At 71.3% G+C, this 26371-nt stretch carries 22 protein-coding genes; 5 read left to right on the top strand and 17 right to left on the bottom strand.

The window, feature by feature from the left end; all coding sequences use genetic code 11:
• The first annotated feature begins 139 nt into the window (after positions 1 to 139).
• On the top strand, positions 140 to 5530 hold the full coding sequence (locus WMF46_RS40400; protein ID WP_437982091.1) for a hypothetical protein: 5391 nt from the start codon (positions 140 to 142) through the stop codon (positions 5528 to 5530).
• Positions 5531 to 5639: 109 nt separating this feature from the next.
• Here the strand turns inward: WMF46_RS40400 and WMF46_RS40395 are convergent, their stop codons facing one another.
• The 6 genes from WMF46_RS40395 to WMF46_RS40370 all read right to left on the bottom strand — a co-directional run bounded on the left by WMF46_RS40395 (position 5640) and on the right by WMF46_RS40370 (position 12106).
• Entirely contained in the window at positions 5640 to 7550 is a 1911-nt protein-coding gene (locus tag WMF46_RS40395; protein ID WP_437982090.1) for an aldo/keto reductase, read from the bottom strand.
• A 190-nt stretch (positions 7551 to 7740) separates the two neighbouring features.
• The gene (locus WMF46_RS40390; RefSeq protein ID WP_437982089.1) at positions 7741 to 8730 is read right to left on the bottom strand and encodes an RNA polymerase subunit sigma-70; all 990 of its coding nucleotides are present in this window, start codon (positions 8728 to 8730) and stop codon (positions 7741 to 7743) included.
• Positions 8720 to 9361 (bottom strand): glutathione S-transferase family protein, encoded by a 642-nt coding sequence (locus WMF46_RS40385; RefSeq protein WP_437982088.1) that lies wholly within the window; start codon positions 9359 to 9361, stop codon positions 8720 to 8722. The genes WMF46_RS40390 and WMF46_RS40385 overlap by 11 nt, the downstream gene beginning before the upstream one ends.
• 202 nt (positions 9362 to 9563) lie before the next feature.
• Positions 9564 to 10739 (bottom strand): WD40/YVTN/BNR-like repeat-containing protein, encoded by a 1176-nt coding sequence (locus WMF46_RS40380; protein ID WP_437982087.1) that lies wholly within the window; start codon positions 10737 to 10739, stop codon positions 9564 to 9566.
• A 1-nt stretch (position 10740) separates the two neighbouring features.
• Positions 10741 to 11019, bottom strand: a complete 279-nt coding sequence (locus tag WMF46_RS40375; RefSeq protein ID WP_437982086.1) for a MoaD/ThiS family protein — start codon at positions 11017 to 11019, stop codon at positions 10741 to 10743.
• 172 nt (positions 11020 to 11191) lie between these two features.
• Positions 11192 to 12106, bottom strand: coding sequence for a LysR family transcriptional regulator (locus WMF46_RS40370; protein WP_437982085.1), 915 nt, complete (start codon positions 12104 to 12106; stop codon positions 11192 to 11194).
• A gap of 125 nt (positions 12107 to 12231) precedes the next feature.
• On the opposite strand from WMF46_RS40370, the gene WMF46_RS40365 reads away from it, so the two are divergent.
• Positions 12232 to 12984 (top strand): SDR family oxidoreductase, encoded by a 753-nt coding sequence (locus WMF46_RS40365; protein ID WP_437982084.1) that lies wholly within the window; start codon positions 12232 to 12234, stop codon positions 12982 to 12984.
• A 16-nt stretch (positions 12985 to 13000) separates the two neighbouring features.
• Here WMF46_RS40365 and WMF46_RS40360 read toward each other — a convergent pair whose 3' ends face one another.
• Together WMF46_RS40360 and WMF46_RS40355 are read right to left on the bottom strand one after the other, a co-directional pair.
• A complete protein-coding gene (locus WMF46_RS40360; protein WP_437982083.1) occupies positions 13001 to 14233 on the bottom strand; it encodes a flavin-dependent oxidoreductase in 1233 nt (410 codons plus the stop codon).
• Positions 14234 to 14384: 151 nt separating this feature from the next.
• A complete protein-coding gene (locus WMF46_RS40355; protein WP_437982082.1) occupies positions 14385 to 16349 on the bottom strand; it encodes a S9 family peptidase in 1965 nt (654 codons plus the stop codon).
• Positions 16350 to 16637: 288 nt separating this feature from the next.
• Here WMF46_RS40355 and WMF46_RS40350 point away from each other — a divergent pair, with 288 nt between their 5' ends.
• Positions 16638 to 16946: a hypothetical protein gene (locus WMF46_RS40350; RefSeq protein WP_437982081.1), complete on the top strand. Its 309-nt coding sequence runs from the start codon at positions 16638 to 16640 to the stop codon at positions 16944 to 16946.
• Between the two features lie 6 nt (positions 16947 to 16952).
• Here the strand turns inward: WMF46_RS40350 and WMF46_RS40345 are convergent, their stop codons facing one another.
• Entirely contained in the window at positions 16953 to 17849 is an 897-nt protein-coding gene (locus WMF46_RS40345; RefSeq protein WP_437982080.1) for a LysR family transcriptional regulator, read from the bottom strand.
• Between the two features lie 91 nt (positions 17850 to 17940).
• Here WMF46_RS40345 and WMF46_RS40340 point away from each other — a divergent pair, with 91 nt between their 5' ends.
• On the top strand, positions 17941 to 18537 hold the full coding sequence (locus WMF46_RS40340) for an NADPH-dependent F420 reductase (RefSeq protein WP_437982079.1): 597 nt from the start codon (positions 17941 to 17943) through the stop codon (positions 18535 to 18537).
• Between the two features lie 106 nt (positions 18538 to 18643).
• On the opposite strand, the gene WMF46_RS40335 is transcribed toward WMF46_RS40340, so the two are convergent.
• From WMF46_RS40335 to WMF46_RS40305, 7 genes are all read right to left on the bottom strand, one after another.
• Complete coding sequence (locus tag WMF46_RS40335) at positions 18644 to 19030, bottom strand: VOC family protein (RefSeq protein WP_437987994.1); 387 nt, start codon at positions 19028 to 19030, stop codon at positions 18644 to 18646.
• 107 nt (positions 19031 to 19137) lie between these two features.
• Complete coding sequence (locus tag WMF46_RS40330; protein WP_437982078.1) at positions 19138 to 19746, bottom strand: GyrI-like domain-containing protein; 609 nt, start codon at positions 19744 to 19746, stop codon at positions 19138 to 19140.
• Between the two features lie 383 nt (positions 19747 to 20129).
• Positions 20130 to 20993, bottom strand: a complete 864-nt coding sequence (locus WMF46_RS40325) for an alpha/beta fold hydrolase (protein ID WP_437982077.1) — start codon at positions 20991 to 20993, stop codon at positions 20130 to 20132.
• 194 nt (positions 20994 to 21187) lie between these two features.
• Complete coding sequence (locus WMF46_RS40320) at positions 21188 to 21583, bottom strand: type II toxin-antitoxin system VapC family toxin (protein ID WP_437982076.1); 396 nt, start codon at positions 21581 to 21583, stop codon at positions 21188 to 21190.
• A complete protein-coding gene (locus WMF46_RS40315) occupies positions 21580 to 21819 on the bottom strand; it encodes a hypothetical protein (RefSeq protein WP_437741883.1) in 240 nt (79 codons plus the stop codon). The genes WMF46_RS40320 and WMF46_RS40315 overlap by 4 nt, the downstream gene beginning before the upstream one ends.
• Positions 21820 to 22080: 261 nt before the next feature.
• Positions 22081 to 22536 carry a hypothetical protein gene (locus tag WMF46_RS40310; RefSeq protein ID WP_437982075.1) on the bottom strand — a complete coding sequence of 152 codons (456 nt, stop codon included), beginning with the start codon at positions 22534 to 22536 and terminating at the stop codon, positions 22081 to 22083.
• Positions 22537 to 22559: 23 nt separating this feature from the next.
• Positions 22560 to 23402 carry a hypothetical protein gene (locus tag WMF46_RS40305; protein ID WP_437982074.1) on the bottom strand — a complete coding sequence of 281 codons (843 nt, stop codon included), beginning with the start codon at positions 23400 to 23402 and terminating at the stop codon, positions 22560 to 22562.
• Between the two features lie 370 nt (positions 23403 to 23772).
• Between WMF46_RS40305 and WMF46_RS40300 the strand changes: the two genes are divergently transcribed.
• Positions 23773 to 25581: a cytochrome-c peroxidase gene (locus tag WMF46_RS40300; RefSeq protein ID WP_437982073.1), complete on the top strand. Its 1809-nt coding sequence runs from the start codon at positions 23773 to 23775 to the stop codon at positions 25579 to 25581.
• A 15-nt stretch (positions 25582 to 25596) separates the two neighbouring features.
• On the opposite strand, the gene WMF46_RS40295 is transcribed toward WMF46_RS40300, so the two are convergent.
• Positions 25597 to 26151 carry a hypothetical protein gene (locus WMF46_RS40295; protein WP_437982072.1) on the bottom strand — a complete coding sequence of 185 codons (555 nt, stop codon included), beginning with the start codon at positions 26149 to 26151 and terminating at the stop codon, positions 25597 to 25599.
• Between the last annotated feature and the right edge of the window lie 220 nt (positions 26152 to 26371).

Here is a 26371-nt window from a genome sequence, read left to right as displayed (position 1 = left end):
TGTCCTGCGGGCGGTCGGACCGGTGCCCGGGAACGCAGGCCCCCTCGCCGATCGCGTGCTTGCGCTCGAACCCGGAAATCGGGTAGCCCGGTAGGTCACGGCGTGGGGCGTGAGTGGGCATGGTGCAAGGGTAATCGCCGTGGATCTCGACGCCTTCCCCGGGGCCGCCGCCCGCCGCGCGCTGCTCGCCGCGGCGCTCGTGCTCGCGTTCGGCGTCGCCCACGGCGTCCCGGGGGCACGCGAAGCCGCCGCCGCAGAGCCGCTCGTCTGGGTGGCGCCCGGCAGCGCCGGCATCGTGCCGTGGAGCAACGGCCCGCAGCAGGGTGCTCCCGCTCCGGACGAGGCGCGCGCCGCGCCCGCCGCGGTCGACCCCACCGCGCCCGTCGCGCTCGCCGCGGGGCGGCTGCTCCTCGTGCCCGTGGAGCCAGGCGACCGGCTGGAGGTGCGCGGCGACGTCGCGGGGATCGGCCTCGGCTCCGGCGTCGGGAGCGTGCCCGATGTGATCACCTGGATGCCGCTGCCCCCCGCCAGGGCCGGCGCGCGCGACGTCGCGGTGCCGACGTGGTCGAGCGCGCGCTTCGTCGTCGTGCGCGCGGCCGCCACGCGCGGCGCCGGGAGCACGCCGGTCACCGTGCGGGTCGCCGCACGGGAGAGCGCGCCGCTGGCCTGGTACCGCCTCGACGAGGACGTCGCCGCATGGCTCGGCGGCCGCGCGCCCGCGCCGGCCACCGCGCCGGGCGAGGCGGGCGCGCTGCTCCGCTGGGTCGACGCCGCGCGCGCGGCGCTCTCCGCCCGGGCCGCCGTGGGCGCGCCCTCCGCGCGCCTCGACCCGGCCGCGGCCGCATGGCTCACCGCGCGCTATCTCGAGGAGTCGCTGCTCCTCCGGCCGCTCGTCGAGCCGTACTTCGGGGCGCGCGGCGTCGAGCTGCGCGGAGGCCGCGAAGGCCCCGACCTCCCGGCCGTCGAGCGCGCCACGCCATGGCGCTCGCTCGGCGCCGGGGCGCGGCTCGAGCTCCGCGCGCCCGGCGCGGACGTGCTGCGCATCGCGCTCCGGGCGCGCACCTACGGGACCACGCGCGTCGTTGTGCGCGCGGGCGGCGCCGTTGTCCGGGAGCTCGTCGTTCGCACCGGGTCGCGCCTCGCGGACGCCGCGCGCTGGAGCGAGCCTCGGTGGATCCGGGTGCCGCTGCCGGTCGATGCGCGCGCGGCGACCGTCGACGTCGTCGAGGGGGAGCTCGCCGTCGCCGCCAGCGGCTACCAGCAACGCACCGGCGTCGCCGAGCTCCTCGCGCCGCAGCGCGACCGCGCCGGCCTGCTCGATCGCGCGGCGCGGCGCGATCAGGCCGGCGACGGCGATCGCGCGCCGGTCCACGCCGAGGCGCCGCGGCTCCTCGCCGCCGCGGACCGGGCCGCCGCGCCGGACGCCGCGAAGGCCGCGCTCGACCTCGCCGCGCGGCCGGCCGTGCCGCCGCCGCTCCGGGCGCTCCTCCTCGCCGAGTCGGTGCGGTGGGCGCCCTCCTCCGGCGCGGCGTTCGCGCGCGCGGCGCAAGCCTACGCGGCGGCGCAGGCGTCGGCCGCCGCGCAAGGTGATGCGGCGGCGCAGGGCCGCGCGGCGGCGGGCGCCACGTCGCTCCAGCGCGCCATCCTCGCGCGGCTCGCCGCGGCGCACGCGGAGCCCGGCGCCGCGGACGCGCCCTGGTCCTGGCCTGCTGGACCCGGGCCCGCTCAGCCCGGGGCCGCGGCGCCGCGCGAGCCCGCCGGAGGCCGCGCGCACCCGGACGACGTCGCGGCCGTGGCCGCGCTGGGCGCGGCGATGTCGCCGCCGCGCGATGGCCGCCGGCCAGCGGGGGCGCCGCTCGCGGAGCGCTATGCGCTCGGCCATGGCGACGTCGAGAGCGCGGCGCCGCTCGCGCGCACCGCCTGGGCGCGCGAGGCCCCGTGGGACGCGCTCGACATCCCCGATGGTGTGGCCGCGTGGAGCGCGATCGCGCTGCCTCGCGACGCGTTGCCGCCGGCGGGAGGCGGCACATCGGGGCGCGCCGCCGCGGACGGTTTCTGCGAGGTGGACGCGGAGTCCGGGCTCCGCTGGACGCTCCTCGATGCCGCGCGCGCGCAGATCGACGTCGAAGCGCCGCCGGGGGCCCACGCGCGGGTGCTCCTGCGGAGCGCCTCGAACCAGGTGGTCCCCGAGTCGCCGGTGCTCATCGACGGCGCGCCGGCCGCGGTGCACGGCGGCGCCGGGCTCACGTCGGTCGTCGCCGTGGCGCCCGGGGCGCGCACGTTCCAGCGGCCGGCGGGCGCTCCGCCGGTGCTCGCGCGCATCCCGCGCAGCGGGCGCGCGCCGTGCGCGTCCCTGCGCGAGATCGTGCAGTGGGCCTGGGTCGACGGCTCCGCGACCTTCGCGCTCCCCGATCCGGAGCGCGCCACGCTGGCCCGCGTCGTCCTCGCGGCGCCCGCCGTGGCGGGCGAGGCGGCGCTGGCGTCCGGAGCGCAAGGCGTCGCTGCGCCGGCGCCTGGAGCGCAGGGCGCCGCAGCGCCCGCGTCCGGAGCAGCGGCGCTGGCGCCCGCCACGGCGGGCGGCGCGCCGCCCCCCGCCGACGGCCCCGCGCGCGTGCTCCGCGTGCGCGCTGGCGCCGCCGTCCACGAGGCCTGGGTGCGCGCCGGCGCCACGGGCTCGATCGAGGTCCCGGTCCCCGCCGGCGCGCACGAGCTGCGCGTCGAGACCGATGCGCCGACGCTGCTCCGCGCCTCGGTGCGCCTGCACCCCGCCGCGCCCGGCGCCCCCCGCGCCGTCACGCCGGTGCGCCCGCCGGACGGCGCGCCCGTCGACGGCACGCTCGAGCAGATCCGCGGCGCCACGCGCGCCCTCCGCGCCGCGCCCTCGCCCGCCCGCGCCGCGCTCCACGCGCAGCGCGCCGCTGCGCTCGACGCCCTCGGCTTCCCGGCGCTCGCCGCGCTCGACCGCCCCGCCGAGGAGGATCCCTGGGACGCGGCGCACCTGCCCGGCGCGTCGACCGCGGGCGCGCCGCCGAGCACCGTCCTCACCCTGCCGCCGGGCAGCCCGGTGGCGGTCCCGCTCGGCCTGCCCGCGCGCGTGCCGCCGCTCCCGCTGCCCGACGACCGCGCGCCCCTCGCGGCCGCGCGCGGCGCGCGCGCCAGCGTCGACCCGCGGCGCGGCGTCGCGCTGCTCGCGGGCCCTGCGGGCGACAGCTCGGGCGCGGACGCGCTGCTGCTCGGCCTCCTCGCCGAGCGCTCCAGCGAGGTGCAGCTCGCCGCCGACGCCTTCACCCGGATCGGGCTCGCCCACCGGTCCGCCGCAGCGCTCGCCCGTGCTTCGAACCTGGCCACCGACGTGGCTTCCGCCGCCCCGGCGCCCGATCGACGGCTCACGCTGCGCGCCCTCGTGCTCGCCGAGCTCGCCGTGCAGGAGGCCGCCCGCGAGGCCTCCGCTGGTCAGCAAGGCGCTGCGCCTTCAGCCTCGGGGAACGCCCCGCAGGGCCCGGCCGTGGCGCCTCCCGCCGGCGCCACGCCGCTGTCTGTCCAGCTCCCGCCGGCCGCCCTCGCGCGGCTGGCCCCGGTGACCGGCTGGGCCGTGCCGCCGCGCGCCGACGCCACGGCCGGCACGGCCACGCTCGAGATCCGGGCCAGGGCCGATCGCGATCTGCCGCTCCGCGTGCGGGTGCGGCGCGCGCTCGTCGATGCGCCGGAGGCGTCGCTTCTCATCACCGACGGCGCGCGCGCCGAGTTCCGGCTCGACCGCGCCGCGCCGGGCGCGGTCGTGCTCGACGGCGTCTGCCGGGCGCTCGACCGCGAGGAGACCCCCTGCGCGTTCTCGATCGCGCTCGACGGCGAGCCGGTCGCGTGCTCCGCGGCGTCCGCGCCGATGGCCGACCGCTGCGTCGTGCAGGTGCCGCGGGGCAGCCACCGCATCGAGGCGCGGCCTCCGGCGGACCGGAGCGTCCTCGGCTGGATCCGCGCGACCGCGGCCGGCGCGGCGCAGCCCTTCTCGGGCCGCGTCCTGTCGACATGGAACGACATCGACCCCGCGCGCCCCCTGGAGCTCGCGTTCGTCGGCCCGACCGTTGTGCGCATCCGCGCCCGCGCCGCCTACGAGTGCGCGTCGCCCCGCGCGCGCGCCGCGCCCGCGGACGGCGGGGATCCGGCTTGCCGTCCCGAGGTCGCCGCGGCCGCGCCCTCCGGCCAGCTGCGCTTCTCGGTGGCGCCGCTCGACGGTGTCGGCGGCGAGGCCGGCGGCGACGCGGTGGAGGAGGGGACCCTCGCGCTCGACGCCTCGGAGGACCGCGCCGCGCGCCGCCTGGGCGTCACGCGCGAGCCGTTCTTCTGGCTCGGCGGCGAGGTCGAGTCCCGCGTCGCCGTCCTCCCCGAGGGCGCGCATGTGCTGCGCGTCGCCTCGCCCGGCGGCCGGGCGCTGCTTCGCGTCGAGCTCGCCGTCGCGAACGGCGCGCCCCGCCCGCGCGTGCCGCCGCCCGCGCCGCCGCCGCTGCCCGCGCCGATCGCTCCCGCGGACGAGCTGCTTCGTCCGGCGCCCCCGGTGGGAGAGGACCCGGACCCGGGCCCGCTCTCCGTCGGCGGCTACGCGCGCCTCATCGACAGCGAGCTCGCCGAGGAGGACGCCCGTCTTCCGGTCCGCTTCCTCGAGCTCGGCCTCGACGTGCACCGCGAGCTGATCGAGCGGCGCGCCTGGATCGCGGCCGCGGGGTTCGGCCGCCTGCGCGACGGGCCGGAGAGCTTCGGCGCGGAGGCGCGCTTCGACCTGAGCTCGAGCGGCTGGGTTCCCGGCGGTTCGCTGAGCGGCCGCGTTGTGTTCCAGCCGGACGCCAGCGACGCCATGGGCGCCAGGGCGAGCGCGAGCGCGTTCTGGTCCATCCCGCTCGGCGAGCTCACGCTCTCGCCGTGGGCGGGCTTCACGTGGCTCATGGTGGACGAGTCGCTGCGGGGCTTCGTCGGCGCCGACAAGGACGTCTACACGCCCTACGGCGCCAGGCACGACACGCAGGCCTCGCTCGGGGCGCGCCTGCGGTACCGGCCGTTCGTCGACGCGCTCGTCACGGCGGGCACGTCGCTGCGCCTGAGCCCGGTGCCGTCGGCGCTCGACCGCATCGACGCGACGCTCGACCTCGACCTGCTCCCCGGCCGGGGGCTGTGGCCATGGATCCAGCTCGGCTGGCTCGCGAGCTACCGGCCGGTGAACGAGACGCGCGACGAGGCCTTCCTGCGCGACGCGTTCACCGCGGGGCTCACCTTCTGGAGCTGGCTCGCCCGCGGACACCGCGTCTCGCTCGGCGCGGAGGGGACGTTCCTGTTCGACCTCCCGAGCCCGGCCGAGGCCTCGCCGCGCGCCTCGCCGCGCGTCTCGGGGTTGGTCTTCCTCCGCTACGACTACACCGCCCTCCGCGGCCTCCGCGACTTCCCGCCGGCGTCGACGCCGTTCCGCGACCGGCAGGAGGAGGGGAGCGGGCGCATCGAGCGCGAGCGGCCGGCCGTCGAGCCCTCGTGGGAAGAGCCGTGAAGCAGGCTGGAAACAGGAGCGATTGCCATGGTTCCCGCCTGTTTCGCCGTCAAGGACGGCTCCGGTGTGGCCCGACGGGGCGCCCGCAGCAGGACGCCATCGCGGGCGCTCACTCGCCTGGGAAGAGCTCCTCGGCCGTCATGTACTTCGCCCCGAGCGCTTGCGCGAACTCCCGGTCGCTTTCCATATCGCCGACCATGACCAGGTGCTCGCGCGCGAGCTTGTGGCGCTGGATCAGCGATATCCCGAGCCCCGGCAGGGGCTTGCGGCAGAAGCAGCCGACCGGAAACGCCGGGTGCGGGCAGTACACGACCTCGGCCACGGGCAGGCCGAGGAGCTCGATCGTCCGCGAGAACGCGGCCAGGACAGCCTCTTCGGTCACCGATCCTTTCGAGATGCCGCTCTGGTTCGACACGAAGAAGAGCGTGTATCCGTCGTTGACCCAGCGCTCCAGGGCCGCGCGCCGACCGGGCAGGAGCTCGACGTCGTCGGGGTCGCGCGGGTAGATTTCGCCGCTCTTTGTCGTTCGCAGCGTACCGTCCACGTCGAGGAGCAGGCCCTTGCCCGTGAAGAGCGGATCGACGCGCCGGGCAAACGGGATCTCCTCGACCACCGAGAAGCCCTCATCCACGTGCGGCGCCTCGAAATTCGCAGCCCACCGCGAGAGCGCCTGCGGCGGCGGCAGGTTGGGATCCTCTTTGCCGAGCGCTTTCATGTCCTCCGGCCCGAGCAGCTTGCCGTAGCGCTCGAGGACGCGGAGGACGACGTTCGCATAGGCCTCGTTGATGGGCGTGGCCAGGTACCGGCACCGGACCGGCACGCCGTGCGCGTGCGCCATCCGGAGCACCGCATAGCGCGACGCGCGCGTGCCGTACGTATTGTCGAGGACCACCCGCGTCTGCCCCGAGGAGAGCAGCTCTCCGAGCTTCTTGACCACGCCGTCGAGCGTGCCGCCGAGCTCATCGCGGTTCAGGCGCGCGTACCCTTTGGCCGTGTAGCGGGCGACCTCCGACGATTTGCCTGCCCCTTGAATTCCCATGACCACGACCACCTCGGGCGCATCGCCGGGGCCCTCTCCGGGCTCGAGCTTGCGCAGACCGGCGGGGATCACGGGCGGCGCGACCGAGGCCAGCACATCGGCCGTGGGCGCAAAGCTAATCTTCGAGAGGTCGGCTCGATCGCGCGCGCCAAAGGGGACCCGGAGCGCGCGCAAGCAGGACTCGACGCTCTCCCGCTTGGTCGCCCCGAACAGGGGAAGGACCGGGGGGCCGAGATCGAGCAGGGCCGCGAGGGCCGCCTCCTGGGACGTGACGCTGTGCCGCGCGGCGATGGGCTTGATCGCGCGGTTCTTGAGGAGGCTATCGACCTTGGCGTGACCGCCGAGCGGCCGGTGGGCGAGGAACGGGATGCCCATTTGCCTGGCGAGCTCGAAGAGGCCTCGGGTTGCGCTGCCGCGATCGAGGACGCTCAGCTCCTCCTGGATGGCCCGCACCGGAAAGTGCCGCTGGGCCTGGCGGACCTCTGCGATGGAGGTGTTGCTGAGGCCGAGGTGCTCGATGAGGCCCTCTTTCTGGAGCTCGGCGAGCGCGGCGAGGCTCTCTTCGAGGGGGGTCCTAGGGTCGGTCACGTGGAGGAGGAGCATGAAGATCCGCGAGACGCCGAGCGCCTTCAGGCTGCCCTCGACCGTGCGGCGCAGGTGGTCGCGGCTGCCGTTCGGGGCCCATCGCCCTTTGGGTCGGGTGAGGCCCGCCTTGGTGATGACGCGCACGTCGTCGCGCGGGCCGGACCACGCGTCGAGCGCCTTGCGGACGAGGCGCTCTCCATAGTGGGCCTCGCGGTCGGTGAGGCAGTAAGAATCGGCGGTGTCGAGGAGGCGTATGCCTCGATCGAGGGCAACGTGGATGACGGCGGTCGCGTCCTCTTCGGAGGGGCGCCCCTCCGTGGCCAGCCGGAGCAGGCCGAGGCCGAGGGGGACGTCGAGGTGGCCTAGGACACCGTAGGGCGAGGGGGCGGGAGTCACGGAGACGATGACGTAGCCAGGTCCGCGGATCGATGCAAGCGCCAGCGCTGATGTTGTGATGTTGCAAGGGCTCGGCGGCGCGCGCAGCGAGCGGCCCTCGACGGGCCCGCGCTGCGCGCCGCGATGGCCGGTATCGTGGCGCTCGCGGTCGCCGGTAAGCGCGCGGCGCCTGGTAGCAGCATGGGCTCGCTCACGAGGTGGGCAGCTCCGACGGCACGCCGAACAGCGGGTACACCTCGGGCAGCATGAAATGGTCGACGCTCGCGATCGCGCCGTCGCGCGTGGTGACGAGCTGAATCGCCGACAGGGTGTGTGGCGCGCCGGCGGCTCGGGGACGATAGAACGCCAGCGCCGGTTGTCCGTTCGCGGCGATGCGCAAGTGCAGGAATTGTCGAGGGACGATGCCGCCGAACATCCGCCGGTAGAAGCGCTCGTTTGCGGCGCGCCCGGAGACCCAGGTCGGCGCCGGCGGCATGGTGGTGCGCATCTCTTCGTGGAACAACGCGACCAGGGCGTCCAGGTTCGCCTCCTCGAAGGCGCGCACGTACTGTTCGAGTAAACGCGGATCCACCTGCGTGGTCGTCGCGATGTCGACCGGCTCCGCCCCGCCGAGCTTGCTGCCGATCGCGCTGCGGGCGCGGAACAACGCGCTGTTCGCGGCCTCCACGCTCGTGGCGAGCGCTTGCGCCGTCTCCGCCGCGGACAGCCCGACAACGTCGCGGAGCAGCAGCGTCGCGCGCTGCAGCGGGGACAGGCATTGCAGGGCCGCCACGAAGGCCAAGGCGACGCTCTCCTTGAGCGCGTAGCGCGCCTGGGGGTCGCGCTCCTCGACGCCTTCCAGCCAGGCGCTGGGCATCGGCTCCAGCCAGACGGGCTCTTCGACGCGCGGCAGCGGGGGCTGGGCGTCCTCCGTCGCGGGGAACGCGTCCGTCGGAAACAGGCGCCGCGGCCGGCGCTTCAGCTCGTCCAGGCAGACGTTGGTCGCGATGCGGTAGAGCCACGGCTTGACCAGCGCCTCGTCTTCCAGCGAGTCCTTGGCGCGCCAGGCGCGCAGCCAGGTCTCCTGCACCACGTCGTCGCCGTCGTGCGCGGAGCCGAGCATGCGGTAGCAATGCAGGCGGATCGCGCCGCGCAGGGGCTCGACCGATCGCAAGAACGTGGCGTCGTCTTTAGGCGGCATGGGGCCTCATGGCGGCCTGGGCGTCGGCGAGGGCGCGGCGCATGCTATCGCGGCCGAGCACGCGCGTGAGCCACGACTCGAGGTGCGGAAACCCGGCCAGCGAGAGCCCGCACAGGGGCGCCAGGCTGTAGTGCGACGCGAGCGCGAAATCGGCGAGCGAGAGCGATCCGGCCAGGTAGTCGCGACCGGACAGCGCCCCATCGAGCACCTTGCTGAGGTGCGCGAAGTCGGCGCTGCTGGCGGCGATGACCGCCTCGTTGGGCGCCCCCTGGCCGGTCAGGCGCTTCACGATGCGCTCGAACGCGACCGCGGTCATGGCCGGTCCGAGGTGCGCGAGCTGCCAGGCCAGCCAGCGATCCAGCTCGGCCTGGGCGCGCGCCGTGGCCGGCACCAGGCCGCCGCCGCATTTCGTGGCCAGGTAACGCATGATGGCGGTCGACTCCCAGAGCACCAGGTCGTCGTCCACCAGCACCGGGACGCGCCCGTTCGGGTTCAGCTCGAGAAATTGGGGAGCGCGCGAAGCTCGTTGAAACAGGTCGACGTGGACCGGCTCGAACGAGACGCCGAGCTCGTAGGCGACGGCACGGACCTTGCGGCAGTTGGGAGAAAACGCGAAATCGTAAAGTTTCATGGCAGTCTTGGCCTCTCCCCTCCAAGACTGCCGCCGGGGCCGAAACTGTTCGGGGGCCGCGAAGTTTTTTCATCCGCGGCCGGCCGGCGCGCCCGCGCCCCGTCGGGCCAGGTCGGACGCCCCGGTCAGCTCCAGCAGTGCGGACAGCTCCGCCTTCTGCGCGGAGCTATTTGTACACCGCTTTCCCTGGCCAACCAACCCATCACGCCATGCGTACTGAATAGATCGGCGGCAGGTTATTGGTGACGGTCGTCCAGCCCTCTCCGCCGTCATCACTCACGTAGAGATTGCCCGTGGTGGTGCCGAATGCGACAGTGCCGTTTTTGTTGGCGAGCGCGTGGCGGTAGATGACGTCGTAGGCTTGCTCCTGGGGCAAACCCCTGCGGAGCTGCTCCCAGGTCTCACCGCCGTCCTTCGTGCGTGCCACGAAGAGCGCGCCGTCGACGGTGATTCGCTGCATGTCCGACTTGCCGGGGACGACCCACGCCGTGCGTCCGTCCTTCGCGTCCGCTGTGATGGGGAAGCCGAAATGCACGCCTTGCTCCGGGCGGCTCACCTTGCGCCAGCTCTTCGCGCCGTCGCTGCTGTAGTAGATCCCAACGTGGTTCTGCTGCCAGACATGGTCGGGATCGCCCTCGCATTGCTCGATGTAATGCGTATCGTGGCCCCACTCGGCGTCCGGTTCGGGCGTGTGATCGAGCCGCATGCCGCTGTTGCGCGGTCGCCAGGTCTCTCCACCGTCCGCTGTTTCGATGACGCCCGCCGTGGACACGGCGACGAGCATTCGCTTCGGGTCACGCGGGTCCACCACGATGGAGTGAATGCCGGGGGCGAACTCGCCGCCCTCGGAGGCCGGCGTGCCAAACCATTTCGTCTCGCCTTTGCCCTCGCCTGTGAACAGGTCGCCGCCGCGTGACTCGTGGTCCCAGAGCGGCCGGTTGAGCTCGAAGGAGCCGCCGCCGTCGCGGCTGACGAACAGGCCACCCGGAATGGTGCCCACGTAGACCGCGCCGCCCGGGCCGAAGCCGATGATCCAGAGCTTCTGTACCGTGGCCGGGCGCGTGACGATCTTGATGCCGACGCCGAAGTCGCTGCCGGCGTCTTCGTACATGTCCTGGCCGATGTAGCGAGCGCCCTCGGGATATTTGATCTGGGCGGGGTTGTCGTTCCAGGTCTCGCCTTCATCCGTCGAGACGGACAGCTTGGCGCCCCAGTGGCCGAAGCCGAGCAGCGCCCAGAGCTTGCCCGTGTAGGGATCGCGCGCGACATAGTTGACGCCGCCGCCGGCATGGCCCGCGAGGCGCGGCTTCCACGAGCCGTTCTTTTTCTCGACGATGAACGTGCCTTTTCGCGTGCCTACCAGGATACGGCTTGCCATTTCACCCTCCGCTCAACGCTTGCAGAATGTGGACCTCGTCGTCGGCAGCGACCGCGTCTGTGAGTCCCTTGCGGTCGCGGATCATCTGCTTGCCGACGAAGATGTTGACGTGCGTCCGCAAGCGGCCGCGCTCGTCGCAGATGTAGAAGCCGATGCCGGGCGCGAGCCTCTCCAGGGCCGCCACGACCTCGCCTGCCGTCGACGCCTCGACGATGAGGTGTTGACCTTCGAGGTGCGGGAAGAAGGTGAAGAGATGGCGCGTCAGGTGGACAGACGGCATGGTGGGCTCATCCTACTCCCGAGCTTGCCGCGGGTCAATTGGTTCTGCCAGGCCGGCAGGCGAGGCGCAGCCACACGCAGCCACACGCAGAGCCCCGATGTTCTCAGGGCCCAAACATTCACCTTCTGAGGCTTCTGTCGAGCGAAGACTGAAGTTCGGGGCGACAGCATCCTCAGTCGATACCCTCCTTCATCACGTCGTCATGGATGTGGCTCGCGAGGTGCTCGATCAGCGCCCGGACCGCGGGCGGTAAGCCGCGGCGCGAGGTGAACACGATGTGGACGATGCCCTCGGTCACGTACCACTCGGGGAAGACGCGGACGAGCTTGCCAGCCCTCAAGTCCGCCGCGGCGATGTGATCGGGCAACAACGCCACGCCCAGCCCAGCGATCGCCGCCTCTCGCAGGGCGGCGAAGTCGCCGCACGAGAGGCGCGGCGCGTGATGCACGACATGCGTTTGCCCGTCGGGCCCGACGAGCTCCCACGCATCCTCGCCGGCCTGCTCGCTCTGGCTGAGGGTCGGTACGGAGGCGAGCGCGGCGATCTCCGGCGCGCCCCCCAGGCGACGCGCGAGGGCGGGGCTCGCGACGAGGAACCGGCGGCTCTTCGCGAGCGTCTTCCGGGTGAGCGTGGCGTCGGTGTCGAGCTTCGTGCGCACCCGAAGCGCGATGTCGATTCGCTCCTCGATCAGATCGACGCGCCGATTGGTGGGGATGACCTGCAGGGCGACACGCGGGTAGCGCTCCATGAAAGAGGGCAGGATGGGCCCGACCAGCTCCATCATGCCCGTGGGGCAGCTCAGCCGGACGAGCCCCTGCGGCTCGCCTTGCGCCTCGGCGACGACAGCCTCCGCCAGCGCCACCTCGCTCATGACGGATCGGCAGCGCTCATAGAACGCCTGGCCCACCTCGGTGACGTTGAAGCGGCGGGACGAGCGCTCGATGAGGCGAACGCCGAGCCGCGCCTCGAGCTGCGCTATCCGCCGGCTGAGCTTCGATTTCGGCTGCCGCAGCGCGCGCCCCGCCTTCGCGAACCCGCCGTTCGCCACGACCTCGGCGAAGAAGAAGAAGTCGTTCAGATCCTGCATCGGTGATCTCTTCGTTCTGTCAGCGGAACGCAGCGTGCCACGATCGCCGGCTGGCCGCCCCCCGCTTCGGCTCTACCTCGAGGGGGGCGGGCGACGTTGAGCGCCGCCATCGAGGGACGGACACCATGAGCAACAAACTCCAGGGAAAGCTGGCGATTGTCACAGGCGGCACCACGGGGATCGGCCTCGCGGCGGCGAAGCGGTTCGCGGCGGAGGGCGCGCGCGTCTTCATCACCGGGCGGCGTCAGGCGGAGCTCGACGCGGCCGTGAAGGAGATCGGCGAGAGGGCCACCGGCGTCCGGAGCGACGTCTCCAACCTCGCCGATCTCGATCGCCTCTTCGAGGTGGTGAAGCAGCAAGGCGCCCCCATCGACGTCCTGTTCGCCAACGCCGGCGGCGGCGAGTTTGCCGCGCTCGGCGCGATCACCGAGGAGCATTTCGACAAGACCTTCGCCACCAACGTGAAGGGGCTGCTGTTCACGGTCCAGAAGGCGCTGCCGCTGCTGCGCGACGGGGCGTCGATCCTCCTCAACGGCTCGACGGCGGCCTCCACCGGATCCCCGGCGTTCAGCGTCTACAGCGCGACGAAGGCCGCGGTGCGGAGCTTCGCGCGCACCTGGGCGCTCGACCTGAAGGACCGCGGCATCCGCGTCAACGTGATCAGCCCGGGGCCGATCGACACCCCAGGGCTGCACGGGCTCGGCGCGACCGAGGAGCAGGCGCAGCAGATCAAGGCGAGCCTCGTCGCCAGCATCCCCCTCGGGCGGCTCGGCTTGCCGGAAGAGGTGGCCAAGGCCGCCGTCTTCCTCGCCTCCGAGGACAGCAGCTTCATCAACGGAACCGAGCTCTTCGTCGACGGCGGCATGGCGCAGGTCTGAGCGCTCGGCGCCTGGTTCACGCCGGCGTGCGGGGCTCCGAGGCGCGCTTCAGGCCGGTCAGCACCCTGTAGCGGGCGGCGATGGCCTCCAGCTCGCCGGGGGCGAAGACGTCCTCGATGCGGTCGAATCCGTCGGGCGCGCGCTCATAGGCGATCTGCAAGCACTGCTCCGGACCGTTGCGGCGATTGGCCGCGACGATGGCGGCGGTAGGGGGCAGGCGCTCGGCCTCGTAGGCAGCCAGCGCTTCCACCGGATCGGCATGGGCGGCGAGCGCGCGGACCAGGGCGCGCGCGTCCAGGATGGCCTGGCTCGCTCCGTTGGAGCCGTTCGGATACATGGGATGGGCGGCGTCGCCGAGCAGCGTCATGCGCCCATGGCTCCAGCGCGGCAGCGGATCGCGGTCGACCAGCGGGAACTCGTAGATCGCCTCGGCGCTCCGGATCAGGTCGGGCACATCCAGCCAGCCGAAGCGCCAGTCCTCGAACCTGGGCAGGAAGTCGGCGGGGTCGCCCCGCCGGTTCCAGTCCTCCCGTCGCAGGCTCCTGGCGAACGCGAGATCGGCGGCCCAGTTGATCTTCTGGCGGCCGTCCGGCCCCGGTGGGGAAATCGGATAGACGACGAACTTCTGGTCCTGATGCCCGGCAATGATCATGCTGGCGCCGGTGAGGAAGGGCGCCGCCAGGCTGGTCCCCCGCCAGAGGATGTGACCGCCATAGATCGGCGGCCCCTCGTCCGGATAGAGGCCGGAGCGCGCCGCCGAGTGGATGCCGTCGGCGCAGATCAGGAGATCGGCTGGAACCTTCCAGGCCACGCCCTCGCGGTTGAGGAAGCGCGCCACGATGCGGCCATTGCCCTCTTCGTGGCCCGCGAGGCGCCGATCGCAGAGCACCCGGTCGGGGCCCAGCCGCTCGACGGCGGCGTCGAACAGCACGCCTTGGAGGGCGCCGCGGTGGAGGGAGAGCTGCGGCGTGGCATGACCCGCGAAGCGGCCGCGGGGCTCGGCCCAGATGCGCTGGCCGAAGCGGTTGAAATAGATGAGCTCGCGGGTCGCCACGCTCTGGGCCAGCAGGGCCTCGAGAAGACCCAGCTCGCCCAGCACCTCGGCGGCGTGGGGCAGGAGGTTGATGCCGACCCCGAGCGGCAGGATGGTGGGCGCCGCCTCGAACACCGTGACCTCATGACCCGCGGCGTGCAGCGCCAGCGCCGCGGCCAGGCCGCCGATCCCACCGCCCGCGACGATCACCTGCATAAGTCCTCCCGTAGACATGCGGCTCGACGCCGCCCCTCGTTGAAGCCGCCGCCCTCTCGATAGCCGGCACGGCGGCCGCCGAGCATTAAAACGAGCGCGCCGAGCGGTCCACAGTTCCTTACCACGATGGCCTCGCCGCCGCGCGTCGCGGTCAGGCCGTGTCCGGAGCGCGGTCTCTCGCGCAGTAGCGCTCGATCCACTCGACGATGCGGCGGCTATAGAACACGCGGTGGCTCGGCTTGCCGTGCTCGGCGAGGTGGTGGTCGCCGCCCGGAAAGCGGATGAACTCGACGGGCGCCTTGCCCGAGCGCGCGAGCGCGGCGAAGAGCTCCTCCGACTGGCCGATGGGGCAGCGGTGGTCCTCCTCGCCGCACAGGATCAGGGTGGGCGTCGTGGCTTCACCGGCCGAGGACACCGGCGAGAGCTTGCGGTAGAGCTCTCGCTTGTCGAACGGCTCTCCTCGCATGTCGTGGGGATCGACGTAGTAGCCGGTGTCGGACGTCCCGAAATGGGACTCGAGGTTCGCCACCGGCGCGCCCGAGACAGCGGCGCGGAAGCGCGTGGTTTTGCCGATCGCCCACGCCGCCATGAAGCCGCCGTACGACTTGCCCGCGATGGCGACGCGATCGCCGTCGACCGTGCCCTCGGCGACCAGCTCGTCGATGGCGGCGAGGTGCTCCGGCAGGTCGCGCTCGCCCCAGCGCCCCCGCAGGCGATCGGCGAACTCCTTTCCTTGTCCGGTCGAGCCGACCGGGTTCAAGGACAGCACGGCCCACCCGCGGGACACCAGCACATACCAGTACGGCCGGTACGTGAAGCCGAACTCGACAGAGGCGTGCGGGCCCCCGTGCACATGGACGAGCAGCGGTACGGGTCTCCCGCCGCCTCCCGGCGGCAGCATCAGGAGGCCGACGTTCTTCATCCCCGACGCGCCAGGGAACTCCCGCAGCGAGACGTCGGGCCACACGCGATCCTCGCCCCACGCCTCGTTGACGTCGATGAGGAGCCGCGCGTCCGAGCCGTCCCAGCGCGCGCTCCCGAGCAGGCCGCAGATTCGCATGGTGCTCCACAGGAACGCGATGGCTCCGGCGCCGGGCGCCGCGCTGATCTGGGTGATCTGACGATCATCCGAGATGGCCTTGCGGAGCGCGCGCTGCTCGACAGAGACCAGCGCGACCTCCGAGGTGCTCTCGGTCGCGAGCACCACGGCGATCTCGCGCCCGTCCGAGGACCACGCCGGGGGCATCAGCTTGCCGAGCGGGAAGATCGCGACCTCCGTGTCCTCCGAGGTGATCATGCGCGGCTCCGCCTCGCCGCGCGCGTCGGCGACCCAGACGTGCAGCCGCGAGGCGCCGTCCTCGCGCGGGCCGTAGAAGGCGAGGGTGCGCCCGTCCGGCGACCAGGAGGGCATCGTGGCGAGCGGGCAGCTGCGCGTCACCTGCCGGAGCCCTTCGCCCGACGGCGTCATCACCCAGAGATCGCTGCAGTGGGCGTCACGAGGGCCCGACCGCGTCCGGCTGAACGCGATGAGGCGCCCGTCGGGCGACCACGCCGGGTCGCTCTCGTTCGCGTCACCGCGCGTGATCTGCCGCGCCTCGCCCCCGTCGGCAGGGACGATGAAGAGGTGTGTCCGGCGGTCCAGCACGAACCCCACCCCATCGCTCTTGTACAGGGCCCTCGTCACCACCCGCGGAGCCCCCGGCGGCGCATCGGAGGCGACCTTCGCCGAGAGGACCAGGGCAGCGCCGTCAGGCGACCAGGCGGGGAGGCCGGCGCCCGACTTGAGGTCGGTCAGTCGCCTCGCCTCGCCGCCGTCGATCCGGATCACATAGAGCTGCGCCGGGCCGCCGTCCCGATCTGAAAGGAAGGCGACCCGGGAGGAGTCGGGAGAGAAGCGGGGGCTCTCGTTCGTGTCCGAGCCGAACGTGATCTGCCGGGGAGCGCCTCCGCTCGCGGGGATCAGCCACAGGTTGGAGACGTAGGTGTCTGCCTCGGCGTCGATCTCCTCGAGGACATAAACGATCCAGCGGCCGTCGGGCGAGAGGACCATCTCGGCGACAAGCTTGAACGACAGCAGGTCGTCCGCCTCGAAGCGGCGAGTGTGGGGATGTCGCATGGTGCAGAGAGGCGAGCCGAGGGGGGCAGATGTCAAGGCCTCCTCGGAGCGGCGAGGATCTCACGAGACCATGCGCCGTGTACGGTGGACGGAATGGCACTCAGGGAACTGCGCATTTCTCCGACAGGAGCGCCGACAGGCTCATGCGCTCGTCGCGGTCCACGGCGAGGGTGACGGGCTCGTCTTCAGGCGCTCGGCCTCGTCCAGGGGCGCCGCCGCAGCTGGGTGAGCGCCGCGCTGCAACGGAGAGTCTTCGCCTGCGCCACCGATCTGTCACGAGCGCGGAGCATGCTGTGGAACATGCGGATCGACCCACCTGCCACGCTGGGACGAAACACAGTGACCCTGTACGTCGGGCCGGCGGAGGACGAAGGCCCTGAGGCCAGCGAGTCGTCTGGCGAAGCCATCTGGTTCGACCGCCGGGATCCACGATCCATTCGCCGCGCCCAGGAGATCCTCAAGGACCGGCTGCGGCTCTCGGTCGCACCGACGCTGTGCGACGAGCCTTCGCCTGGCCTCGGGGCAGCGCTGGGCCGGATCCTCGCGGCCTTCGTCGGCTGGCGCGCGCCGGGCTCGTGGTCGCCTGAGCGGTATTGACGGCGCTCATCCCTCTGCGAGCGCGAGAGGCCGCTGGGCGATGACGTCGACGAGGTAGTCGCGCAGGGCCGTCACTTTGCGCGGCACGTGCTGAGCCGGCGGGTAGACGAAGAAGAGCGTTCCGACGGTTTGCTTCCAGCTCGGAACCAGCCGTACCAGCCGCCCCGCGAGCACGTCCTCGTGTGCCAGGTAGCCGGGCAGCACGGCGAGCCCCGCGGCCATCCGCACCATGCCGTGGGCAAGCAGCAGATCATCGGTGGAGACGCGCGGCGACGGCGGGCGTTGCAGCTCCTTCGGAAGGCGGCGCATGTCAGAGAAGGACACCCAGCGGTGCTTGGCGCAGTCGGCCAGCGAGCGCGGCGCACCGAATTGCGCGACGTAGTTGGGCGCAGCGAAGATCCCCAGATCCACGGCGCCGAGCCGGCGCGCCACCAGGCTCGAGTCCTTGAGCCTGGGAGCGAGGCGCAGGGCGGCGTCGAAGCCCTCCCCGGCGAGATCGGCCACCTGGTTCGAGGGGCGCACGTCGAGGTTCACGCCCGGGTAGCGGATCAGGAACTGGGCGAACGTGGCCACGAGAAAGGTCAGCGCCATGTCCCTGGGGGCGGTGATGCGCAGCGTTCCAGACGGCTCGGGCTCCTGCTCCGGCAGGCTGCCCGTGAGCTGCCGGAAGGCGGCCAGGACGGGGCGCGCCTGCTCGTAAAAGGCGATGCCGGCCGTGGTGAGCTGCACATCGCGCGCGGTCCGATGGAAGAGCTGCACGCCGAGCGCCTGCTCGAGCGCCGTGACCGAGCGGCTGACGGAAGACTTGGGAGCACCCAGCTTGCGGGCGGCTGCGGAGATGCTGCCGTTCTCGACGACCGCCACGAAGAAGGGCAGGAGGTTCCAATCCGGCGTTCCAGGCATGGAACGCTGCTACCACGTTCTGCACCCTGCCGACAACTCTGGAACGAGGCTAGGCTGACTTCCGTCACCTCACGCAACCAAGGAGCGGAACATGGGTACGCGCAAGATCGCCATCATCGGCAAGGGAAACGTCGGAAGTGCCATCCAGAGCGGCGCCGCGAAGGCGGGCTACGAGGTGCGCGCCACCGGCTCCGATCCCGGCGAGGTCCGGGCCGCCGGCAGCTGGGGCGACATCATCGTCCTGGCCGTCCCGGCCCCGGCGCGCGCCGACGCGATCGAGAAGCTCGGCGACGTCGAGGGCAAGACCCTCGTCGACCCGACCAACCTGCTGAACGCCGACTGGAGCTACGCGGGCGACCTGAACAAGAGTGGCGCCGAGCAGGTCCAGGAGTGGGCCCGGGGCGCGCGCGTCGTCAAGGCCTTCAACACCGTGTTCGCGCAGAACATGGCCAGCGGGAAGGTCGACGGCGAGTCGTTGAGTCTGCTCGTCGCGGGTGACCACGACGATGCCAAGAAGCAGGTGCTCGAGCTCGGCAAGGCGCTCGGCTTCGAGGGCGTCGACGCAGGCCCGCTGGCGAACGCCCGCTACCTGGAAGCGCTGGGCTTTCTCAACATCCAGCTCGGCTACGGCGCGACGAAGTACGGCGCGAACATCGGCTTCAAGGTGATCGGCAAGCTCGCAAAGTAGCGAGCGACCCTCACGGATCTCTCCAGGGCCGGCGCGTCGTCATCGTCGGCGGCACGAGCGGAATGGGGCTCGGTGCGGCGAGGGCTTCTGAGGCCGGTTGCCCTGGTCATTGGCCGGCAGGCGGCTGCCAGAGTTCTACCTTGTTTCCTTCTGGATCGATGACCCAGGCAAACTTTCCGTACTCGGAATCGTCGATCTTCTCGAGGACGTTGCAGCCTTCTTCGCGCAAGGCCTTGACGAGGGCGTGGAGATCCTCGACCCGGTAATTGACCATGAATGTTGCAGCGCTGGGCGCAAACTGGTCACCTTGCGCCGAGGCAATGGACCAGACGGTCGTTCCGGCGACCGGCTTACCTTCACCGTCGGTCCAGCTGAAAGCCGTACCACCCCATTCCTGGACATCGATCCCGAGGTGCCGCTTGTACCAAGCCTGTAGGGCCGGAGCGTCTTTGGCTTTGAAGAAGATGCCGCCAATGCCGGTGACTCGCTTCATAGAACCTCCGAGGACGGTGGTGGTGAGGGAGAGTGCGTTTTCTGCGACCTGACGCCTGGGTTGAGCCGTGCCGCGAAGCGGCGTCCGCTTGAACGATCTGTTGGCCATCACTCCATGGGTTGGCGGATGATGGTCTTCCACTTGGCCGGATCGGCGCGACGTATGTCGCTCAGATACACCTCGTGGTGCTTTCCTGCAAGCGCCGAGCGCGCAACGATAAAATCATGGACTCGCTGAATGGTCGGCCCTTCTTCGGTAAAGGGGCCAATGTGAAGTATCTGAGCGCATGACCCTTCGGTGAAGCTCTCCAGTCTGAGCGCGTCCAGCGCTGGGAGCGCCTTCTTTCGCTTCACTTCCACCATGGCCGCCTGAATCACCGCCTCCCCAACGAAATGAGGCTGCATGATCATCATCGTCCATTTCCACCTTGACCTATCGTTGGAGGTGAAGGCGGACATGTCATCCGACCACCAGAGGCCTTCGAGAGGCATGACCGCGTAGTCGATCCCTCGCGCCCCCTTCTTTACCATGAACTTCGTCGTGTAGGCAACGGAGAATAGCGCTTCCACGGCCTCGGCATACTCCCGCGATGTGTTGGGATCGCCCTTGCCGTCGATCATGAGGAACTGAAATGTCGGCACGTCAACCTGAACCACCTCCTTCGCGGATGCCTGGTAGAGATGTTTGAGTTCCCGCTTGAGATCGACTTTCGACATGAATGCACCTGATGATAGCGAACGTGCTCCGCTTCAGCTAGGGAGCGTCAGCGCCGTCGGCTGCAAGCGCCGGTCAGGCGCCTCTTGCTGACCGGCAAAGCTCCTCCAGAGCGGGGGACGTCGACGCAAGATGCTCCCGGCTCGTCCACAGGTCGGCCTCCGCGTCACGCGCCCGGAACCCAGCTGCGGAGCGTCCTCGGTCAGCGACGGCGCGTGCGTCGAACGGTGCAGCAGCTTGACACCGTACGTCGCCTCGAAGCGGGCGATCGTGGACATGGCGTCGACGATAGGTCGATCGCAGCGCGTCGTACAATTCCCGCGAGCGCTCTCGGCGAGGACCAACGCGAGGAGGCTTCCCTGTACTAGCTCACGGTGCGTGCGTCCTAACGCAGCCCCTCCACGCGCCTGACGAAGGCGCTCATCAACGCGGCGCATTCGGCCGGATGGGTCTCCAGCAGGAAATGCGGGCCGTCGAGGATGTGCGCCTCCATGCGCGGGAGCGCCTTCATCCAGGAGAGGGTCTCCTCGAGATCGAAGAAGACATCGTGCCGCCCCCACAGCATCAGCGCCGGAGGTTGCCAGCGATCAAGATAATCGGCGATCTCCCCGAACCGCGCGACATGGCTGCGATAGTCGAGCACCAGCGCACGCTGCGTCTCGAGCCGGCCGGGGAGCGACATGATCCGCCAGTCCTCCTCCCACAGCCGGGGATCGATGCGATCGGCGATATCCCGGGGCACGCCGCCCAGATATTGGTCGCGCGTCCCCTCGAAGGTCAGGTGCGCGGTCGCCTCGGCTTGCCGCTCCGGCGTGGGCTCGCCCCAATAGGCCCTGGTCGCCGACCATTGCGGCCCCATCCCGCTCTCATGGGCATTGGCGTTCTGGACGATGAGGCTGCGTATCCTGCGCGGCGCGCGCGTGGCGAGATGAAGTCCTACCGCGGTTCCATAATCGTGGAGGTAGAGGTGGAAGGACCCGGCTCCGAGCCGCGCGAGCAGTCCGTCGATCAGGTCCGCGAAACGCGAGAATGAGGGGCGCTCGACCGGCTCGGAGCCGCCGAACCCCGGAAGGTCCGGGGTGATCACGAAGCAATCCCGCGCGAGGGTGTCGATTACGCTCCGGAACGATTCCGAGGAGCTTGGAAAACCGTGGATCAGGAGAAGCGCCGGCTTCTCCCGATCGCCCGCCAGGCGGACCGCCATTTCGGCACCTTCGATCTCGAACCTCACCAGCTCCGGTTTACTCATCGCACCTGGTTCCTTCGATGCCTTCAATTGTCTGACGGGCCGGGCGGCGGTGGCCGCAGGGGCGGGCTCGGCGTGTGCGGCGCGGCGTCCAAGTAGGCGTCGGGGGAGGATCGGGAGGGGCCGGCGGCTGGGCGGACGAGGCGGCAAGGGGGCGAGAACGGCTACCCGAGCATCGGCATCATCGCGCTGCACGCTCATGCATCTGCCCAGATCACACGGACATCGTAGGGCGCCATGAGCCGATCGGCGGTGACGAGCTCGATGTCCTCGACCTGGGCCTGCGCGACCAGGATCCGATCCAATGGATCCTTGTGATGCAGGGGAAGTCCGGCGACCTGGAGGGTGTGCCGTTGCTCGATGGGCAGAGAAAGGTGACCGAGGGCGGCCATGCGAGAAGGAATGTATTCGGCAGGCGGGATAGGAAGGGAGCGCTGTCCGAGCGCGTGCTTGATGACAATTTCCCATGCTGTCGCTGCCGAGATGTAGACGTCAGTCCCTTCTGCGACGAGCATCTCCACGACGTCGCGCCTGATCCTTTCGGGGTCGGCGACGAGCCAGAGCCAGCAGTGTGTGTCGAGCAGCAGCCTCATGTCTCGCCATCGAACGCTCGCTGTAGGTCCTCCGGCAGCGGCGCGTCGAAGTCATCGGCGATCTGGACCGTACCCCGATCCATGCCAAGCGCTGCCCGCTTGTCGCGTGGCGCAGCCTTCTGCGGGGCGGTGATGAGGACGATCACCTCCGCTGGACCTTCTGGAAGGTCTGCGGGCACCTGCAGCTCTACTCGACGGTCTGCGGGGATGACGATGGGGATCTTGGCGGCTTGCACGCTGCTTCCTCCTGCTCCGTTACCGGCGGACTCAGTCTAGCGTCAGAGCTCCCCTGCGTCACGCGCGATGCCCGAGGCGGGCCGCCCGGTGCGCGCGGCCCGGACGGACACGTCCGGCAGGCGCGGGCTCGACCGGGCGCGATGTGCCGGAACCTGCACCATGAAAGACCGTACCCTGATCTTTACCCGCCCAACGACTGCGGTTCTGCCGTCGAGTTGGGCGGCACGTGCCGCGAGAAATCCGCCCGGATGGGCACAGGCTCAACCACCGCCGACCACGATTGGGACGAGGCCGGAAAGGTCGATCTGCGTGACGGTGGCAAATCGGATGCTTGGGAGGCAGACAAGGCGTGCAGCGCGACGAAGGATGAGGGGCGCCTCGGGCTCCGGCAGAGGGCGCACGGGTGCGGCGTCGAGATAGTAGACCGTCTGTCCCCCGTAACCGAGGTCTGCATCAAAGGAGTAGAGACCACAGGAAGCTTCGAGCGACGGGAGTGTTGGAGATGCCCCTGATGCGCGCCACCGAGCACTGAAGATGGCCTCCGTGATGAGGGGAGCGGACGCGAGGAGCTCGTCGGCCGCTTCGACCGCTTGGTAGTCATCGAATACCGACGCAGGCCACGCCGCGTACGGTCCCGTGAAGACACCAAGCTGGGAGTCCGCATCGACGGCGAACCAGCGCGCCAGAGTGCCTTCGATGTCCCATCGAGTGATCACGCATTCATCTCCGCCCGCCGTCCTCAGGCCCTGCCGAGGATGCGGCGGAAGAAACCGGTCTTCGGGGGCGGGGCCTCGACGGGTCGCCCGACCAGCCAGCAGTCGGCGACCACGAGCGTCGCGCGCTCCGGGACCTCCACGGCGTCCGCCGGCGCGACGATGTCGATGGGACCGCCGAGGGTACGGACGCGCGTATGTACGAACCTGCTCCCGGTGAGCTCGTTGCGTGCAAGGGTGACCGACTCGACGTTCCCCGTGAGCAGGGCGCGCGCGCGCGCGCCGAGCTCGCCCTCGGCGCCGAACATGCCGTGCGGCAGGAATGCCTGGTCCGCTAGGCGCATGGGCTTGCCGGGCTCGCGTGGGACGCCGGGCTCTGCCTCGCCGAAGAGCGCCGCCTGCGCGCGCTCGAGGTCGTCGGGCGTGGTGCAGAGTGAAAGGGACGAGGCGAAGCCCACGATCACGACCTCGAACGTCCGCTCGTCCGCGAGCCAGGCCTGATAGGGCTCGAAGAACAGGAATTGCAGCGCGGTCCGCGTGCACATCTCGCCGGACGAAGGGTCGAGCACGTCGCAGTCCGCGCCGCTACAATGCAGGCATTCGCGATCGAGGTGCGGCGCGCTCGTGTGCACCCGCCAGCGCGTGCCGCCGTCGGGCGCGGCGAAGAAGGGGGTGATGCAATCGATCGCCTTCTGGTCGTCAAGCCGGGCAGCGAGCGCGGCGCCGCTCGCGTCGCGGAACCAGAGGTACTGCGCCGCGGACGCGCCGAGGTCCGGCGGCGGAGCGGCGCGCTCGAGCGCGGCGCCGACCGTACGCCGCAAATCGTCCTCGGAGGAAGCAGCGAAGCCGATCGCGGACAGGTTGCTCATGGGGGAGGTATACCCGAGATCTGCACGCGTGCGTTCATGCGCGCGATTTAACTACGGGATCTACGGCGCGCGAGGCTCCGCCGCACGCCCTCGCGCCGGAGCTCCCGCCCGCTCCGCGTCGCCCCCGTGTGGCTGTCCGTAACACTGATGCCAGAACACTGATGCCAGGCGACCACACCCACCTTGCCGCCGCCCATCGCTCCCCGCACCTCTGAACACGGCGCCTCCCGGGCGCGCCGCGCGCCCGCGCGCCCCCGCGCCCGCGCACGCGTCTTGCTCTTGCTCGGCCGCGCGCTGTCGACTCCCCGACCGCGTTCAGGGTTTGCTGTTGCTCGCGCTCGCCGAGCAGCCCGCCACCTCCGGAGGCCTCATGCATCGGAACCTCTCCTGCACGACAACCCACCTGGCCCTCGCGGCCTTGAGCGCGATCGCCGCCGGCGTCGCGGCCTGCTCCTCTCACCCCGACGACTCCGGGAATCGGTTGCCGTCGAGCCCCGCGATCGACGCGCCCCCGCCGCCCATCAGCGGCGGCACGCTGCTGATCGCCCGCGACGGGCACACCGCCGTGGCGGCCGACCCCGATCGCGACGGCGTCTGGGTTGTCGACACCGACGGCGGCGAGCCCCGAGCGATCCCCCTCGCGCGCGGCGACGAGCCCGGGCGCGTCGTCGAAGACGGGGCCGGCCGCGTCCACGTCGCCCTGCGCCGCGCAGGCGAGCTCGCGACGATCGATGTCGGGACGGCGAAGGTGCTCGACCGGCGCGCCGTCTGCCCCGCGCCGCGCGGCCTCGCCTACGACGCGTCGCTCGACGCGATCCATGTGGCCTGCGCCGGCGGCGAGCTCGTGACGCTCCCGGCCCAGGGCGGCGCCGCGCTCCGGAAGCTACGGCTCGACGCCGACCTGCGCGACGTGATCGTCGAGGGCGATCGCCTGCTCGTCAGCCGGTTCAGATCCGCGGAGACCCTCGTCATCGGCCCGGACGGAGAGGTGCTCTCGCGGCGGTCGCTCCCGTCGTTCACAACGAACGCCGCCGCCGTCGCCTCCGACTACCGCCCCTCGGTCGCCTGGCGCATGGTCGCCCTCCCCGGCGGCGGCGCGGCGATGGTCCACCAGCGCGCGTTGACCTCGCCCGTCGTGCTCGCCCCCACGGGCTACTACGAGGCTGCCGCCTGCGATGGCGGCATCCTGCACGGCGCCGTCAGCGTCCTGCCCCCGGCCTCGGCCGCTCCAGGGGACGGAGCCGAGCTCCCGACGCCGGCCCTCTGGCAGATCGCGCTCCCGGTCGACATCGCGGTCGCGCCGGACGGAAAGCGCGCCGCGGTCGTGGGCGCCGGCAACTACACGATCGAGTTCATCGACCTCGACACCATCACGAGCGAGGACGCCTCGGGCACGTGCGGTTCCTACAAGCAGTGGCAGCACTCGAACCAGCCGATCGCCGTCGCCTTCACGGCGCGGGGCCGTGCGGTCGTCCAGTTTCGCGAGTCGGCGAGGATCGAGGTGCTCGAACTCGACACGTTCGATCGCGTGGGCATCGACCTCCCCGGCGACAGCGTGAGGGACCCGGGACACGCGCTGTTCCACAAGCCGCCGCTCAGCTCCCGCGGCATCGCGTGCGCCTCCTGCCATCCGGAAGCGCACGAGGACGGTCACACGTGGCGCTTCGACAAGCTCGGCCTCCGGCGCACCCAGACGGTCGCGGGCGGCGTGCTCAAGACAGCTCCCTTCCACTGGAGCGGCGACCAGAGCGACCTCACCCACCTGATGCAGGAGGTCTTCGTCTCGCGCATGGGCGGCTCATGGCCCGGAAATTGGAATGTCGGGCTCCTCGAGCGCTTCCTCGACGGCGTGCCGGCGTTCCCTGCCTCGCCCCCCGACGATCTGGCCGCCGTCCGGCGAGGAGAGGCCCTGTTCCATGACCCGCAGGTAGGCTGCGCGAAATGCCACGCAGGGCCGATGCTCACGAACAACCTTAACGAGGATGTCGGGTTCGGCGAGGCACTCCAGGTGCCCTCGCTGATCGGCCTCTCCGCGCGAGCGCCGTTCATGCACGACGGCTGCGCGAAGACGCTCCGCGACCGGTTCGACCCGGCCTGCGGCGGCGACCGCCACGGCGACGTCTCCGCGCTCGCGCCGGCGCAGCTCGACGATCTCGTGGCGTACCTCGAGTCGCTCTGACGCCACGGAAGACGCTCAGCCGCAGCTGAGCCGGTACTCCTCGTCGTCGCAGTCGCCGTCCCCCTCGACGACCCACAACCCGGTCGCTCCGTCGCAGTCGGCGCTCGCTGTGCCGCATGCGGCGCGGTAGCTGCACCGCGTCGCACCGTAATGGCCCTCGCAGCTCGTCCCGTTCTCGGGCAGCGCATCGGGGCACGGATTGCACTGCTCGACCCACACGCCATCGATGCATCTGCTCCAGCACCCCGAGCAGGGGTTGTCGCATATCTCGCCCTCGTTCGTGCAGGCCGCTCCGGGCGGACCGCCGATTCCCCCGACGTCGCACTCCACTGGGCCACCGCCGGTATCGCCCGACGCGCTCGACGACGTCTCGGGGCCGCCGCCGGTGCCGTTCGACGCGCTCGACGACGCCTCGGGGGTGCCGCCGGTGCCGTTCGACGCGCTCGACGACGTGGTTTCTCCGGACGAGTTGCCCCCCGAGCCGGTTTCCGCGGGCTGCTCGACGGAATCGGAGCAGGCGAGCACCTGGAGCAGCGCAACGGGGATGAGCCATCGAATCGAGGTCTTCATGCCGCGCCCCTGAAGCACGTGGCGGGCCAGCGTCAATCGCGAGGATTTCTGCGGGATGCGGATGTGCCTGTGCCAGAGTGAGTCTTCTTGTGCGCCGTCCCAAGCCCACCGGGGCTGCGGGCTGACGCCGCAAGTTCGGGCGGGTCACGAGCCGGGCCCGCCTCGGCGCGGGTCCTGGGCGAGGGGCCGTGGCTCGCTGATGCCTTCTACTCCTCCCGCG

Origin of the sequence: Sorangium sp. So ce117, from assembly GCF_051524395.1 — a bacterium.
Lineage (GTDB): Bacteria > Myxococcota_A > Polyangia > Polyangiales > Polyangiaceae > Sorangium > Sorangium cellulosum_B.
This window is presented reverse-complemented; position numbering and strand designations above follow the sequence as displayed.